This window comes from Rathayibacter sp. VKM Ac-2929 (genome assembly GCF_022815495.1).
GTDB classification, from domain to species: Bacteria; Actinomycetota; Actinomycetes; order Actinomycetales; family Microbacteriaceae; genus Rathayibacter; species Rathayibacter festucae.
On sequence record NZ_JALGRV010000005.1, the window covers coordinates 321,356 to 335,212 of the forward strand.

A 13,857-nucleotide genomic window follows, 5' to 3' on the forward strand; every position below is an offset into this window, starting at 1 on the left:
CTTGGGTGAGGTGCTTGCGGGCGGGGGCCGAGCGGATGCGGGCCCGGGGTCTGTGAGCGGGGGTCGTCGGATCGAGCGGGTGGTCCGGAGCGGATCAGAAGCGTCCGCCGCCGCCGCGACGGCCGCCGCCGCCACCGCCGCCGAAGCCGCCCCCGGTGGAGCGACGGGAGCCGCCGCCGCCGAAGCCGCCACCGCCCCCGAAGCCGCCGCCGCCGAAGCCGCCGGAGCGGTAGCCGGAGCGCCGGCCGCCGCCGCCGCCGAGGAGGGACTCGACGAGGATGCCGCCGAGGAAGGCGCCGGTGGTGTTGCCGCCGTAGCCGCCGCCGAGGCCGGGGGCGGAGTAGGCGCTCGCGTCGGAGCGGGCGGCCTGGAGCGCCTGCTGCGCGAGGGCGGAGGCGCGCTGGGCGGAGGCGAGCGCCTCGGCCGGGTCGGTGGCCGCGATCTGCGCGGCGTACTCCGCCGAGCGCGCGGCCTCGGCGACGCGGGTGCGCGCCTGCGAGCCGACGGCCCCGCGCCGGGCGGCGATGAAGTCCTCCGCGGCGGACACACGGCTGCGGGCGGCGCCGATCTCGGCGGCGAGGGCGGCCCGCTGGCGCTCGCGCTGCGCCTGGGCGTCGCGGTAGCCGCCGACCGCGGCGTCGATGGTCGCGTCGGCCGCCGTCAGGCGCTCCAGCAGCGCGAGCGGGTCGCGAGGGCTCGCGGCGGCGTCGCGCTCCACGGCGTCGAGGGCGGCCTCCGTCGTGGCGACCGCGGACTGCACGTTCGCGACGAGGGGTGCGCTCGCGGCGTCGGCGGAGTCGCCCGCCGCCACGATCGTGCGGCCCTGGGCGACGTCGGCGCGGATCTCGGCGACCCGCCCCGCGAGGGTGCGCTCCGCCTCCTGCAGATCGGTGGCGCGGGTGGCGACGGCGTCGAGGAGGCCCGAGGCCTGCTCGGCCGCCTGCTGGCCGGCGCGCAGGAGCACGGCCGCGCGGCCCGAGTCGCCGGCGGTGAGCGCCGTCCGCGCCTCGGTCACCTGGTCGTCGGCGAAGCGGAGGCGGTCCTCGGCCTGGTCGGCGTCGTCCTCCACGTCGTCGATCGCGGTCGGGGCGTAGCGGGTGGAGAGGTCGGCGAGCAGGGCGCGGGTGGGGGAGAGGCGGGCCCGGACCTCCGCGGTGCGCGCGGTCAGGCGGGCGGCCACCTCCGGGGCGTTCTTCTCGAGGGCGCGGAGCTCCTCGAAGGCCTCCGCCTTCTCGTCCAGCACCTGCTCGGCGTCGGCGCAGAGCTGCAGGATCCGGCCGTAGCCGTCGCGGCGCTCCTGGTCGGTCTCCGGCTCCGCGTCGTCGAGCCGCTGCTGGAGGGCGAAGGCCTCGCCGAGGAGCCGCTTCGCGGTCGTGAGCGCCTCGCGGAAGGGGCCGGTCGCGTCCGAGCCGAACTGCGCCTCCGCGAAGCCGACCTCCTGCTCGCTGGTGCGGACGGCGTCGTCCGCGTGCACGAGGGCGGAGCCGGCGCGGGTGGCGAGCTCGTCGATCGACGCCTCGACCGCCTCGGCGGCCTTCCGGCGGCGCGTGCGGCGGACGAGGAGCCGGACGATCACGCCGACGACGACCAGCCCGGCGAGCACGGCGAGGACGACCAGCAGGCCGGAGCCGAGCGACTCGCCCGCGCTCGGGGCGTCGAGGCGGGTGCCGATGCCCTGGGCGGCGGCGACCGCGGCGCCCGCCCAGTCACCGTCGACGAGCTGCGGCTCGATGTCGTCGGTCTCCAGCGCCGAGACCTGGCCTGCGTCGAGGGCGAAGCCGTTGTCGACGGACACCTGGTACTGCCGGGACCCGACCGCGACGGCGAGGAGGACGTCGTTCGTGCCGAGTCCGTTGAGCTCGGCGGTCGCGTCCGACCAGCGCTCGTCGCCGGTCGTGCCGGTGAAGGTGTCGACGTAGGCGACGAAGAGCTGGACGCTGTGCTCCTGGTAGAGCTGGGCGGAGGCGGCCTCGATGTCGCCGATCTCCGCTGAGCTGAGGACTCCGGCCGAGTCGAGGACGACGGAGGAGCCGAGCGTCGCGGGCGGCTCGGCCGCGGCACCGGCGGCCGGCACGACCGCGAGCGCGACGGCGGCGAGCAGGGCGAGGAGCGCTGCGATCGGCGATCGGCGGGCGCCCCGGCGGGCCGCGGCCCTCGTCGGGGATGAATCGTTCGGCATCGCGCACTCCCTCGTCGTTCGCCTCCCGAGTGTAGACAGCCCGGGTGTCACCCGAGCGAGGGCTGTCCGAGAGGAGGGAGCGGGGGAGTGGGAGCCGGAGCGAGCAGCCCCCTGCTGATCGAGTAGCCCGCGCCGCGGGCGTATCGAGATCCACCGGCGTCACAGGGCGAGTCCGCAGACCGCTCTGTCGGTGACGGCGGGTCTCGATACGCCGCTCCGCGGCTACTCGACCAGCATGACTCGCGCGATCACGCGCTTCGAGCGGGGCCGTCCATGCCGGCGGCTCTGACCGCCGCCTCGACGAGCAGGTGACCCTACCGGCCGCGCAGGTCCGGGTCTGGCGAGACGGAGAACGTCCAGGGCAGGTCGCGGAACTCGTTGTTCTCGAGTACCGCGAGCAGAGCGAGACGCATTCTCTCGACGGTCTCGTCATCGGCCAGGATGCCGATCGTGAACTCGGTGAGGTCTGTGGTCATCAGCTCGACTCCTTCATCCGGCGCAGGGAACAGCAGCACTGTAGGCCGGGCGACGAGCGTCCGTCCCGGATGGCGTGAGGTGCTGTCGCGTCGTGCTCCTGACCATGCTGATCGAGTAGCCCGCGCAGCGGGCGTATCGAGATCCACCAGCGTCACAGGGCGAGTCTGCGAACCGCCCTGTCGGTGACGGCAGGTCTCGATACGCCGCTCCGCGGCTACTCGACCAGCATGTTCGCGCCCGTCCCGGCGCACCGTGGGTGGGAGAACGCCGGGAGGCGGAATGCGCGAGCGCTGGGCACCGTTGCCTCCGGGGTGCGTCCCGGGAACGGTGACGTGCCCTCCCCCCGCTCTCCGATCGAAAGGCGATCCGTGGATCCCTTCTCCCCCCTCACCGCCGGCGACCTCGAGCTGCCGAACCGCCTCGTGATGGCGCCGATGACGCGCCTGCGCGCCGACGAGCAGGGCGTCCCCGGCGACCTCATCGCCGAGCACTACGCCCAGCGCGCCTCCCTCGGCCTGATCATCAGCGAGGGCGTCTTCCCGAGCGCCGAGTCGAAGGCGTACCCGGGCCAGCCCGGCATCGTCACCGCCGAGCAGGCCGAGGGCTGGAAGGGCGTCGCCGACGCCGTGCACGCCGCCGGCGGCCGCATCGTGATGCAGGTCATGAACGGCGGGCGCGTCACGCACACCGACGTCACCGGCACCGACCGCATCGTCGCGCCGAGCGCCGTCGCGATCGGCGGCGAGGTCCGCGTCCCGAGCGGCGAGAAGAAGCCGTTCCCGGTGCCGCACGCGCTGACCACCGAGGAGCTCGCCACTGTCCGGGACGAGTTCGTCGCCGGTGCCCGCCGCGCCGTCGACGCCGGCTTCGACGGCGTCGAGGTGCACGGAGCCAACGGCTACCTGCTGCACGAGTTCCTCTCGCCGGTCTCCAACGTCCGCACCGACGCCTACGGCGGAAGCCCCGCCGCCCGCGCCGCGTTCGTGGTCGAGGTCACCCGCGCGGTCGCCGAGGAGATCGGTGCCGGCCGCGTCGGCATCCGCCTCTCGCCCGCGCACAACATCCAGGACGTCGTCGAGACCGACGAGGCCGACGTGCGCGCCACCTACGAGGCGGTCGTCGACGGCCTCGCGCCGCTGGGCCTCGCCTACCTCAGCGTCCTGCACGCCGAGCCGGCCGGCGAGCTGGTCCAGGACCTGCGCACCCGCTTCGGCGGCGTCTTCGTCGCGAACAGCGGCTTCGGCAGCCCGACCTCCCGCGAGGAGGCGACGTCGCTGATCACCGAGGGCCACGCGGACGCCGTCGCGGTGGGCCGTCCGGTCATGGCCAACCCCGACCTCGTCGAGCGCTGGCAGGGCGGCCACCCCGAGAACGAGCTCGTCCAGGAGACCGTCTACGGTGGCGGCGCCGAGGGCTACACCGACTACGAGCGCCTCTCGGCGTAGTCGCCCGCCGCTCGCCCGGCACGATCGGAAGGCCCGCTCCCTCACCGGGGAGCGGGCCTTCGTGCGTGCTCGTCGCCGGCGCGAGTCGCGCCCAGCGCGGGGTTCGCCTGTACAAGCCGCGTTTCGCGACAGCACTCGAAGGAACCATACGAAGATGGTATTCCTTTTCGAGCGGGAGCTTTCTCCCGTGGTGGGGGAGGACTCGAACCCGCCGGCTGCTGACCAGGATCGGGCAAAGATGTCATTCCGTTCACCGCTCAAGAAGACCGTCCTCGCCGCGATCATCGCCGTGGCAGTCCCCGTCGGTGCAGGCACACCTGCGGAAGCGGCGCCGTCGGTCTGCAACCGTCAACTTCCGAGGACGTCGACGGAATCCGATGGCGTCCCCGGAACGAACTTCTGGAAGCTCCTCCAGTGCTACGCCGCCGATGGCGGCTACAGCGGCCCGATCGATGGAGACCTCGGGCGCAACAGCTGGGTCGGCGTGGAGAGGCATCTCAAAGGCCAGCTCTTCTACTCCTCCGGGTCCTTCCCCGGCGTCCTGGATCAGGAGACGACCCGGGGGCTCGAGCGTTTCGGCGGTCACTACGGCAGCGGCCGCGCGACGGTCAACGGCTCGCTCGGCCCGGAGGACTACCGGGACATCGCTCAGGCACTCAACAACAAGTACGGAGCATGAGGCAGAGGTACCCGGGCGGCTGGGCCCTCGTTCGAGTTCCGGCTCCTGACGCAGATGCGGTCGAGTGGCGGTCGCGCGGAAGCGCGCGGAAGCGACGGAGTCGCCGCCTGTGAGGCGCTCGAGTGCGGTGCCGGTCCGGCACGGCCGGCTGCGCCGAAGGTCCGCGGCGCGGGATGTGGTGAGGGTCGTGGTCTCCGTGGTCGCCGTGCTCGTCGTGGGCTGCGGGTCCGTGGGCGCCATCGCGGCGGCGAGCATCGGCCGCACCGTCGCGGAGAACGCCGTCGATCTCGACGTCGGAGCGGCACTGTCCGCGTCGGCGACGCCGCGTCCGTTCGGCGAGGTGGAGGGCGGCTTCAACCTGCTCGTCGTCGGGGCGGACAACGACGCGGCGCAGGGCAACGAGTACGGCGGCAGGGACGCGACGCTGAACGACGTCAACATCCTCCTGCACGTCGCGCGCGACCACCGGAGCGCGGTCGTCGTCTCGCTGCCCCGCGACCTTCTCGTCAACCGGCCCGACTGCACCGATCCGGAGACGGGGGTCGTCACGGCGGGGGAGGGCGACGTGCCGCTGAACTCCACGTTCTCGGCCGGCGGGCTCGCCTGCGTCAACCGCTCGGTGGAGCAGCTGACCGGACTGGACATCCCCTACGCCGGCTGGATCTCCTTCCAGGGTGTCATCGAGATGAGCGACGCGGTGGGCGGCGTCGACATCTGCCTGACGGGAGCCGTGCGGGACACGGATTCGGGGCTCGATCTCCCCGCCGGGACGAGCACGGTCTCCGGTGCGACAGCGCTCGCGTTCCTGCGGACGCGGCATGGCGTCGGGGACGGCAGCGACCTGGCCCGGATCTCGTCGCAGCAGCAGTTCCTGTCCTCGCTGATGAGGAAGGTGAAGTCGTCCGGCACGCTCTCGGACGCCGGCGCCCTGTACGGACTGGCGCATGCGGCGTCGCACGCGATGCACCTGTCGACGTCGATGACCGAGCCCCGGACATTGATCGGGCTCGCCCTCGCACTGAAGGACGTGGAACTCGATCGGCTGGTCTTCGTGCAGTACCCGGGCAGCACCGGCGATTCCGACTTCCCCGGGAAGGTCGTGCCGGACCCGTCGCTCGGCCCTGACCTGATGGCTAAGGTGCGCGACGACGTCCCGTTCACCCCCGCGGCGCCGCAGGGAGTCGAGGGGGCGGAGAGCGGCGCCGAAGAATCGCCCGCGGTGCCGGAAGCAGCCGCGCCCGTCGCGACCGGCGCCGTCGCGCCGGACGCCGATCCGCTCCCTGGCGTCACCGGTCAGAAGGCGTCGGACCGCACGTGCGCTGTACCGGCGGAGTGAGCTTCGTCGTCGGCTCAAAACGCAGGAAGGCCCGTGCCCTGGAGGGGAGCGGGCCTTCTGCGTTCTGCGTTCGGTCAGTCGAGGTCGAGGCCGCCCTTGAGCTCCTGCTCGACCTGCTCGACGGTCTGCGGGTCGCCGTGCTCGACGTCCGACTCGTCGGCGGCGTCGCCGCGGCGGCCCTCGCCGACGGCGCGGATCGAGGCCAGCTCGTCGGCGAGCGCCGGGTCCACGGCTCGGCCGGTGTCGCCGTCGTCGGCGCTCACGACTCGATCTCTCCCGCGGAGACGGCCTCGGCGTACTTGCGGAGGTCCGGGCCGGGCTCGAAGTCGATGAACTGATCTTTCAGTCGTGCGTTGAGCTCGGCGAAGACGTCCTCCCAGGGCTCGCCCTTCTTGGTCTTCGCGAGGTCGAGCACCGCCTCGCGGAGGACCCTGTCCGAGTCCTCGAGGATCTTGTCGCGGGCTTCGTCGTTCCAGCGGATGTCCTGTGCGTCCATGCCTCGACCGTAGGCGCGCGGCCCGCCCCGACGCAGGGACTTGCGGACCGCGCGGGCGAGGCGTAGGCGCGCTGCCGATCCGTCAGGAACGGTCGTCCCGCCCGTGTGGCGAGAGCCGTTCGCGACGGATCGACGGCGCGGGTCAGGACAGGTGCGGGACGACGTCGCGCTCGAAGAGCTCGAGGCCGGAGCGGTCGTAGGCGGCGTCCGGGAAGTACGTGATCGCGTAGTCCATGCCGCGGTCGCGCATGTCGCCGAGGCGGTCGACGATCTGCGCGGGGGTGCCGACCGCGAGGGCGTCGGGGCTGCGGTACTCCGCCACGAACGCCGCGGCCGCCTCGGCGCCGAGGGCGGGGGTGACGCGCTGCTCCAGGCGCTGCAGGCCCTTCTCGACCTCCGCCTCCGTCTCGGCGATCATCACGTTGTAGTTGGAGCTGCGGGTGATCGCGGAGTAGTCGGTGCCGAGCCGCTCGCAGTGGCCGCGGAGGACGGCGCTCTTGTGCTCGAACGCCTCCGGGGCGCCCGCGAAGTTGGTGTACTGCGCGTACTGCGCCGCGATGCGCAGCGTCACCTTCTCGCCGCCGCCGGCGACCCACAGCGGAATCCCGCCGTCCTGCAGGGGGAGCGGGCGGTTCACCGCGCCGTCCACCTGGTAGTAGCGGCCGTCGAGGGTCGAGACGCCCTCGGTCCAGGCCTGGCGCATGATCTGCACGCCCTCGTCGAGGCGGCCGAGGCGCTCGGCGATCGGCGGGAAGCCGTAGCCGTAGGCGCGCCACTCGTGCTCGTACCAGCCGCCGCCGATGCCCATCTCCACCCGGCCGCCGGAGACGATGTCGACGGTGGTGGCGATCTTGGCGAGGTGCGCGGGGTTGCGGTAGCTCATGCAGGTGCACATCTGGCCGAGCCGCACCCGCGAGGTGGCGGCGGCGAACGCGGCCATCAGCGTCCACGCCTCGTGGGTCGCCTCCTCCGTCACCACCGGGACGGTGTGGAAGTGGTCGTAGACCCACACCGACTCCCACGGGCCGGCGTCGGCGTGCTGGGCGAGGTCGCGCATGGTGCGCCACTGGTCGGCGGGATCGATGCCGACGAGGTCGTGGCGCCAGCCCTGGGGGATGAAGAGTCCGAATCGCATGCCGCCGACCCTAGGGTGGCGCGACGCCCGGGTCGAGGGGGTGGCGGCGGCCGGATACGCTTCCGACCGATGCTGACGTTCACCGAGGACCTCGCCCTCCCCGTCATCCTGCTGATGATCCTGGCCGCGTTCGCCGCGGGCTGGATCGACGCGGTGGTGGGTGGCGGCGGCCTGCTCCAACTCCCCGCCCTGCTGCTCGTGCCGGGCATCTCACCCGTGCAGGCGCTCGCGACCAACAAGCTCGCCTCGATCTTCGGGACGACGACGAGCGCGATCACCTTCTACCGGCGGGCGAGGCCGGACCTGCGGACGGCGCTGCCGATGGCGGCGGTGGCGCTGGCCGGCAGCTACGGGGGAGCGAACCTCGCGGGGCTGCTGCCCGGGTCGGTGTTCAAGCCGATCATCGTCGTCGCGCTGATCGTCGTGGCCGTGGTGACGATCGCTCGGCCCGCGATGGGCGCTGTCACCGCCCTCAGGCACGCCGGGCGCCGGCACCTGGTGACCGCGGGGGTGCTCGGGCTCGTCATCGGCTTCTACGACGGGCTGATCGGACCGGGGACAGGGACGTTCCTGATCATCGCGCTGATCACGGCGCTGGGCTACGACTTCCTGCTCGCGAGCGCGAAGGCGAAGATCGTCAACGTCGCGACGAACCTCGGTGCGCTGCTGTACTTCGTGCCGGGCGGCCACGTGATCTGGCTGCTCGGGCTGTTCATGGGGCTCGCGAACGTGGCGGGCGCCTACCTCGGCTCGCGGATGGCCGTGGCGAAGGGCAGCCGGTTCATCCGGATCGCGTTCCTCGTGGTCGTCGGCGCGCTGATCGTGAAGCTCGGCTTCGACGTCTGGGCGGAGAACCTGGCGCCGCTGCTGGGCTGACGCCAGGTCCCCGGATCAGCCGAAGGGGATCGCTCCGACCAGGACCCCGACCGCGAGCATCACCAGCGACACGATCACCGCGCGCCAGAGGACCTTGCGGTGGTGGTCGCCCAGGTTGACCGCGGCGAGCGAGACCAGCAGCAGGATCGCCGGCACGAGCGGGCTCTGCAGGTGGACGGGCTGGCCGGTGATCGACGCGCGGGCCATCTCGACCGGGTCGATGCCGTACTGCGCGGCGCTCTCGGAGAGCACCGGGAGGATGCCGTAGTAGAAGGCGTCGTTCGACATGAAGAAGGTCATCGGGATGCTCAGCACGCCGGTGATCACAGCGAGGAACGGGCCGAGCGCGGGCGGGATGACGTCGACGACCCACTCGGCCATCGCGTCGACCATGCCGGTGCCGTTGAGGACGCCGATCAGCACGCCGGCCGCGAGGACCATCGAGACGACGCCGACGATGCTCGGCGCGTGCTTGACGATCTCGGACGCCTGGTCCTTCATCTTCGGGAAGTTGATCAGCAGCGCGACCGCGGAGCCGACCATGAAGACGTAGGGGAGCGGGAGGACGTCGGCGACGAGGAGGGTCATCACGGCGAGGGTCAGCACGAGGTTGACCCAGATCAGCTTCGGGCGGAGGGTCTCGCGCTCGGGGTCGAGCATGGTGTCGGCCATCGCGGTGTCCGCGTCGTCGGCCTGGACGCGGGCGGCGACGGCGACCTGGGCGCCGCGCAGCGACTCCGGGCCGCGGAGGAAGGAGAAGCGCTCGCGGGCGACGGTGCGGATGCCGCCGGTGAGGGCGGCGAGGCCGCCGGTGCGCGAGGAGCCGGAGCGGGCCGCGCCGCCGCGGGACGAGCCGGCGCCGACGAGCTCCTGCTCGAGCATCGGCTCGGCGAGAGCGAGCGAGCCGAGGCGGCGGCGCTCGCCGAGTCCGAGGAACCAGGAGAAGACGAGCGTGACGGCGAGGCCGACGGCGAGCGAGGGCAGCATCGGCACGAAGATCTCGCTCGGCGAGACCTGCAGCGCCGCGGCGGCGCGCACCGTGGGGCCGCCCCAGGGGACGATGTTGAGCGTGCCGTTGGCGAGGCCGGCGACGCAGGTGAGGACGACGGGGTTCATCCCGAGGCGGAGGTAGATCGGCAGCATCGCGGCGGTGGTCACGATGAAGGTGGTCGAGCCGTCACCGTCGAGCGAGACCGCGCCGGCGAGCAGCGCGGTGCCGAGGACGACCTTGGCCGGGTCGTCGCCGAGCGCGCGGACGATGAAGCGGATCAGCGGGTCGAAGAGGCCGACGTCGATCATGATGCCGAAGTACATGATCGCGAACATCAGCAGGGCGGCCGTGGGCGCGAGGCTGCCGATCGCCTCGAGCACCATGTCGCCGATGCCGAGACCGGCGCCGGCGAAGAGCCCGAAGATCGTCGGGACGACGATCAGGGCGACCATGGGCGTGAGCCGCTTGGTCATGATCAGGGCCATGAAGGCCAGGATCATCGTGAATCCGAGTACTACCAACACTGCTGACTCCTTCGTCGTCGTGCGTCCGGGATCCCGCGGCGGGCTCTCCAGGTCGTGGACACATTAGGCAGGGCCGGGCGCCCGGCCCGGGTATCGCTCATTAGCGCGCGATCTGCGCATAGTGTGGGTTCTGCGCATTCTGCGCATCCCGACCGGACCGAAGGTGCTCGCCCGGCCCGGCCGTCTCGACGACGAGGAGTTCGATGCGCTTCGCGACCCACGTGCTCGTGCTGCAGCTCGCGACGGTCACGGCGGCCGTCCTGGTCTGCGCGGGGCTCGTCACGGCGCTGAGCGTGCAGCAGCTGCAGGGCGAGGCGGAGGAGACGGCGCTCGCCATCGCCCGCACCGTCGCCGAGGACGCCGACGTGCGCGACGCGGTCGCCGCCTCCTCCGCCGACCCGGCCGTGCCCTCCCGGGCCGAGCTGGAGGGCGGGACGCTCGAGACCGCCGCCGAGGCGATCGAGGAGCGTACCGGCGCACTCTTCGTCGTGATCACCGACGACCGGGGCATCCGGCTGGCCCACCCCGACCTCGAGCGACTCGGCGAGGTGGTCTCGACGAGTGCGGAGGAGGCGCTCGCCGGCCGGGAGTCGGTGTCCTGGGGCACCGGCACGCTCGGGGAGTCCGCGCGGGCGAAGGTGCCGGTCTACGGGCCGGACGGCGCGCGCGTGGTCGGCGAGGTGAGCATCGGCTTCGCCCGCTCCAGCGTCTTCGACGACCTGCCGACCGCGCTGCTGGGCGTGCTGGCCGCGGCGCTCGCCGGGCTCGTGCTCGCGGCCGTCGCCTCCGTCTTCATCCGGCGCCGGCTGCTGCGGCTGACGCTCGGCCTCGCGCCGGAGGAGCTCACCGCGCTGGTGCAGGACCAGGCCGCGGTGCTCGACGGAGTCGACGAGGGGGTGCTCGCCCTCGACCGCGATGGACGGGTCGGCGTCTGCAACGCCCGCGCCGCGGCGATCCTCGGCTCGGAGGATCCGACCGGTCGCGCCCTGCACGGCCGCGCGCTCGCTGACCTCGGGCTGCCGCAGCCGCTCGCCGACGCGATCGCCGCGGCCCTCGCCTCGACGGAGCCCTCCCGCGGGACCGGCGAGGAGGGCTTCGTCGTGCGCTCCCGCATCGTCTACGTCGACATCCGGCGGGTGACCCGGGGCGACCGCGATCTCGGCGTCGTCGTGGTGCTGAGCGATCGGACGGCGCTCGCCGCGCTCAGCCGGCGCCTCGACGCCGTCGGCGCGATGACCAACGCGCTGCGGGTGCAGCGGCACGAGTTCGCCAACCGGCTGCACGTGGTCGCCGGGCTGCTCGACGCGGGCCGCACCGGGTCCGCGCGCGAGTACCTCGACGAGGTGCTGACCCGCGGGCCGCTGAAGTACCCGGTGCAGCACGCCGACCGGCTGCAGGAGCCGTACCTCCAGGCGCTGGTCGGCGCGAAGGGGATCGAGGCGGCCGAGCGCGGCGTGCTGCTGACCCTCGGCGAGGAGACGCTGGTGCGCGGGACCGTGATCGAGCCGGAGGACGTCGCGACGGTGGTCGGCAACCTCGTCGACAACGCGGTGCGCGCGGCGGTCGAGGGGAGCCGGGACGTCCGGTTCGTCGAGGTCGAGCTGCTCGACGACGGGGACGCGCTGTTCGTGACGGTCGCCGACTCGGGGGACGGCGTCGCGGACCCGGAGTCGCTCTTCGCGCGCGGGCCGGGCGCGGTGGACGAGGACGACGACCGCGTGCACGGCCGCGGCTTCGGGCTGCCGCTCTGCCGCGAGGTCGCGGCGCGGCGCGGCGGCGAGGTGTGGCTGGCGGACGCCGGTGGCGAGTCCTCCGGGGCGGTGCTCTGCGCGCGGCTGCCGGGCGCGGTGCTGCCGCCGGAGGACGAGCTGCGCGACGAGTCGCGGCTCGAGGAGGAGGACCGATGACCCCGGATCAGCAGGAGCGCACCGTGCTCGTCGTCGACGACGACTTCCGGGTGGCGCAGCTGCACGCCGATCTGGTCGACACCCGGCAGGGCCTGCGGGCGCTGCCGCCGGTGCACACCGCCCGGGCGGCGCGGGCGGCGGTGCTCGAGCACGCGCCGGACCTGCTGTTGCTCGACGTGCACCTGCCGGACCAGAGCGGGATCGCGCTGCTGCGCGAGCTGGAGACGGACGCGTTCGTGGTGAGCGCGGCCTCCGACGGGGCGACGGTGCGGAGGGCCCTGCACGCGGGGGCCCTCGGCTACCTGATCAAGCCGTTCGACGCGCGGCTGCTCGGCGAGCGCCTCGACGCCTACGTGCGCTTCCGCAACGTGCTGCGCGAGGACCGGGTCGCCGGCCAGGAGTCGGTGGAGCGGGCGCTGCGCATCCTGCACTCGGGCGATGCGGCGGCGGCCCAGCCGTCCCGCTCCGCGACGGAGCAGCTGGTGCTGGCGCGCCTGTCCGAGTCGGGCGCGGAGCTCTCGGCGCTCGACGTCGCGGAGCGCGCCGGCATCTCCCGCGCGACCGCTCAGCGCTACCTCTCGGGCCTCGCCGGCCGCGGCCTGGTGGAGATGACCCTCAGCTACGGGACGACGGGCCGCCCCGAGCACCGGTACCGAGCGAAGTAGCCGCACGACGAAGGCCGGGACGCACGATCCGGGGGATTCCTCCCCGGATCGTGCGTCCCAGCCTCGGTTGTGCAGGTCAGTGCCCGGCTTCGACGTCCGCTCCGGCCTCGGCGGCCACGCGCTTGCGCTCCGCGGCCTCGGCGGCCATGCGGCGGCCCTTCGGGCTGACCAGCGAGGCGATGACCGTGACGGCCAGGACTCCGATGATCACGGTGAGCGAGAGGCCGGTGCCGATCTCGAAGACCTCGACGTGCTCGCCGCCGTTGATGAACGGCAGGTTGTTCTCGTGCAGCGCGTGCAGGATCAGCTTCACGCCGATGAAGGCGAGGATCGCGGCGAGGCCGTAGCTGAGGTAGACGAGGCGGTCGAGCAGGCCGTCGATCAGGAAGTAGAGCTGGCGCAGGCCCAGCAGCGAGAACGCCGTGGCGGTGAAGACCAGGAAGACGTCGCTGGTGAGGCCGAAGATCGCGGGGACGCTGTCGAGGGCGAACAGGATGTCCGTGCCGCCGATCGCCGCCATCACCAGGATCATCGGCGTGAGGACCTTCTTGCCGTCGATGTGGGTGTAGAACTTGTCGCCGTCGTACTGGTCGCTCGTCTTGAAGACGCGCTTGGCGAGGCGGACCATCACGTTGTCGCCGGCGTGCTCGTCGCCGGGCTTCACCAGGTTGAACGCCGTCAGCAGCAGGATCAGGCCGAAGAGGTAGAAGATCCAGGCGAAGGAGTTGATCAGCGCGGCGCCGAGGAAGATGAAGCCGGTGCGGGCGATCAGCGCGAAGACGATGCCGAAGAGCAGCACCTTCTGCTGGTCGGCGCGGGGCACCTTGAAGCTCGCCATGATGATGAGGAAGACGAAGAGGTTGTCGACCGACAGCGCCTTCTCCGTGATGTAGCCGGCGAAGTACTCGGAGCCCGGGGTCGGTCCGCCGAAGACGAGGACGCCGACGCCGAAGAGCACGGCGATGCCGACGTAGAGGGCCGACCAGAGTGCCGACTCCTTGAGGGTCGGCTCGTGCGCCTTGCGCACGTGGAAGAAGAAGTCGAAGAGCAGGAGCAGGACGATGAAGACGATCGTCAGGGTCCAGATCAGGGGCGACACGGTCATGTGGGGGCTGGCCTCGCTCGAGATGGGGGATGGGGACGGACG

At 72.6% G+C, this 13,857-nt stretch carries 13 protein-coding genes; 6 read left to right on the forward strand and 7 right to left on the reverse strand.

Annotation, left to right across the window (positions count from 1 at the left end):
• Nucleotides 1–94: 94 nt before the first annotated feature.
• Complete coding sequence (locus tag MT355_RS17315) at nucleotides 95–2,179, reverse strand: TPM domain-containing protein (protein WP_243600501.1); 2,085 nt, start codon at nucleotides 2,177–2,179, stop codon at nucleotides 95–97.
• A gap of 314 nt (nucleotides 2,180–2,493) precedes the next feature.
• Complete coding sequence (locus tag MT355_RS17320; protein ID WP_243600502.1) at nucleotides 2,494–2,655, reverse strand: hypothetical protein; 162 nt, start codon at nucleotides 2,653–2,655, stop codon at nucleotides 2,494–2,496.
• Nucleotides 2,656–3,024: 369 nt separating this feature from the next.
• On the opposite strand from MT355_RS17320, the gene MT355_RS17325 reads away from it, so the two are divergent.
• From MT355_RS17325 to MT355_RS17335, 3 genes are all read left to right on the forward strand, one after another.
• Nucleotides 3,025–4,101, forward strand: a complete 1,077-nt coding sequence (locus MT355_RS17325) for an alkene reductase (protein ID WP_243600503.1) — start codon at nucleotides 3,025–3,027, stop codon at nucleotides 4,099–4,101.
• A 154-nt stretch (nucleotides 4,102–4,255) separates the two neighbouring features.
• Nucleotides 4,256–4,780: a hypothetical protein gene (locus MT355_RS17330; protein ID WP_123444964.1), complete on the forward strand. Its 525-nt coding sequence runs from the start codon at nucleotides 4,256–4,258 to the stop codon at nucleotides 4,778–4,780.
• 187 nt (nucleotides 4,781–4,967) lie between these two features.
• On the forward strand, nucleotides 4,968–6,116 hold the full coding sequence (locus MT355_RS17335) for an LCP family protein (protein ID WP_243600504.1): 1,149 nt from the start codon (nucleotides 4,968–4,970) through the stop codon (nucleotides 6,114–6,116).
• Nucleotides 6,117–6,190: 74 nt separating this feature from the next.
• Here the strand turns inward: MT355_RS17335 and MT355_RS17340 are convergent, their stop codons facing one another.
• The 3 genes from MT355_RS17340 to MT355_RS17350 all read right to left on the reverse strand — a co-directional run bounded on the left by MT355_RS17340 (nucleotide 6,191) and on the right by MT355_RS17350 (nucleotide 7,747).
• Nucleotides 6,191–6,379, reverse strand: coding sequence for a hypothetical protein (locus MT355_RS17340; RefSeq protein ID WP_123444966.1), 189 nt, complete (start codon nucleotides 6,377–6,379; stop codon nucleotides 6,191–6,193).
• Nucleotides 6,376–6,612 carry a hypothetical protein gene (locus MT355_RS17345; protein WP_123444967.1) on the reverse strand — a complete coding sequence of 79 codons (237 nt, stop codon included), beginning with the start codon at nucleotides 6,610–6,612 and terminating at the stop codon, nucleotides 6,376–6,378. The genes MT355_RS17340 and MT355_RS17345 overlap by 4 nt, the downstream gene beginning before the upstream one ends.
• A gap of 142 nt (nucleotides 6,613–6,754) precedes the next feature.
• Nucleotides 6,755–7,747 (reverse strand): LLM class F420-dependent oxidoreductase, encoded by a 993-nt coding sequence (locus MT355_RS17350; protein WP_243600505.1) that lies wholly within the window; start codon nucleotides 7,745–7,747, stop codon nucleotides 6,755–6,757.
• Between the two features lie 69 nt (nucleotides 7,748–7,816).
• On the opposite strand from MT355_RS17350, the gene MT355_RS17355 reads away from it, so the two are divergent.
• Nucleotides 7,817–8,623 carry a TSUP family transporter gene (locus MT355_RS17355; RefSeq protein WP_243600506.1) on the forward strand — a complete coding sequence of 269 codons (807 nt, stop codon included), beginning with the start codon at nucleotides 7,817–7,819 and terminating at the stop codon, nucleotides 8,621–8,623.
• A 15-nt stretch (nucleotides 8,624–8,638) separates the two neighbouring features.
• Here the strand turns inward: MT355_RS17355 and MT355_RS17360 are convergent, their stop codons facing one another.
• Nucleotides 8,639–10,114 (reverse strand): CitMHS family transporter, encoded by a 1,476-nt coding sequence (locus MT355_RS17360; protein WP_243600607.1) that lies wholly within the window; start codon nucleotides 10,112–10,114, stop codon nucleotides 8,639–8,641.
• 227 nt (nucleotides 10,115–10,341) lie between these two features.
• On the opposite strand from MT355_RS17360, the gene MT355_RS17365 reads away from it, so the two are divergent.
• Both MT355_RS17365 and MT355_RS17370 read left to right on the forward strand, forming a co-directional pair.
• Complete coding sequence (locus tag MT355_RS17365) at nucleotides 10,342–12,045, forward strand: ATP-binding protein (protein WP_243600507.1); 1,704 nt, start codon at nucleotides 10,342–10,344, stop codon at nucleotides 12,043–12,045.
• Complete coding sequence (locus tag MT355_RS17370; RefSeq protein WP_243600508.1) at nucleotides 12,042–12,710, forward strand: response regulator; 669 nt, start codon at nucleotides 12,042–12,044, stop codon at nucleotides 12,708–12,710. The genes MT355_RS17365 and MT355_RS17370 overlap by 4 nt, the downstream gene beginning before the upstream one ends.
• Nucleotides 12,711–12,786: 76 nt before the next feature.
• Here MT355_RS17370 and MT355_RS17375 read toward each other — a convergent pair whose 3' ends face one another.
• Nucleotides 12,787–13,815, reverse strand: a complete 1,029-nt coding sequence (locus MT355_RS17375) for a TerC family protein (RefSeq protein WP_123444974.1) — start codon at nucleotides 13,813–13,815, stop codon at nucleotides 12,787–12,789.
• Nucleotides 13,816–13,857 lie beyond the last annotated feature (42 nt).

Bases quoted from the DNA above. Each gene is read 5' to 3' on its own strand.
- MT355_RS17315 (WP_243600501.1), bottom strand. From the start codon at position 2,179: ATGCCGAACGATTCATCCCCGACGAGGGCCGCGGCCCGCCGGGGCGCC.
- MT355_RS17320 (WP_243600502.1), bottom strand. From the start codon at position 2,655: ATGACCACAGACCTCACCGAGTTCACGATCGGCATCCTGGCCGATGAC.
- MT355_RS17330 (WP_123444964.1), top strand. From the start codon at position 4,256: ATGGTATTCCTTTTCGAGCGGGAGCTTTCTCCCGTGGTGGGGGAGGAC.
- MT355_RS17345 (WP_123444967.1), bottom strand. From the start codon at position 6,612: ATGGACGCACAGGACATCCGCTGGAACGACGAAGCCCGCGACAAGATC.
- MT355_RS17350 (WP_243600505.1), bottom strand. From the start codon at position 7,747: ATGCGATTCGGACTCTTCATCCCCCAGGGCTGGCGCCACGACCTCGTC.
- MT355_RS17355 (WP_243600506.1), top strand. From the start codon at position 7,817: ATGCTGACGTTCACCGAGGACCTCGCCCTCCCCGTCATCCTGCTGATG.
- MT355_RS17360 (WP_243600607.1), bottom strand. From the start codon at position 10,114: ATGATCCTGGCCTTCATGGCCCTGATCATGACCAAGCGGCTCACGCCC.
- MT355_RS17365 (WP_243600507.1), top strand. From the start codon at position 10,342: ATGCGCTTCGCGACCCACGTGCTCGTGCTGCAGCTCGCGACGGTCACG.
- MT355_RS17370 (WP_243600508.1), top strand. From the start codon at position 12,042: ATGACCCCGGATCAGCAGGAGCGCACCGTGCTCGTCGTCGACGACGAC.
- MT355_RS17375 (WP_123444974.1), bottom strand. From the start codon at position 13,815: ATGACCGTGTCGCCCCTGATCTGGACCCTGACGATCGTCTTCATCGTC.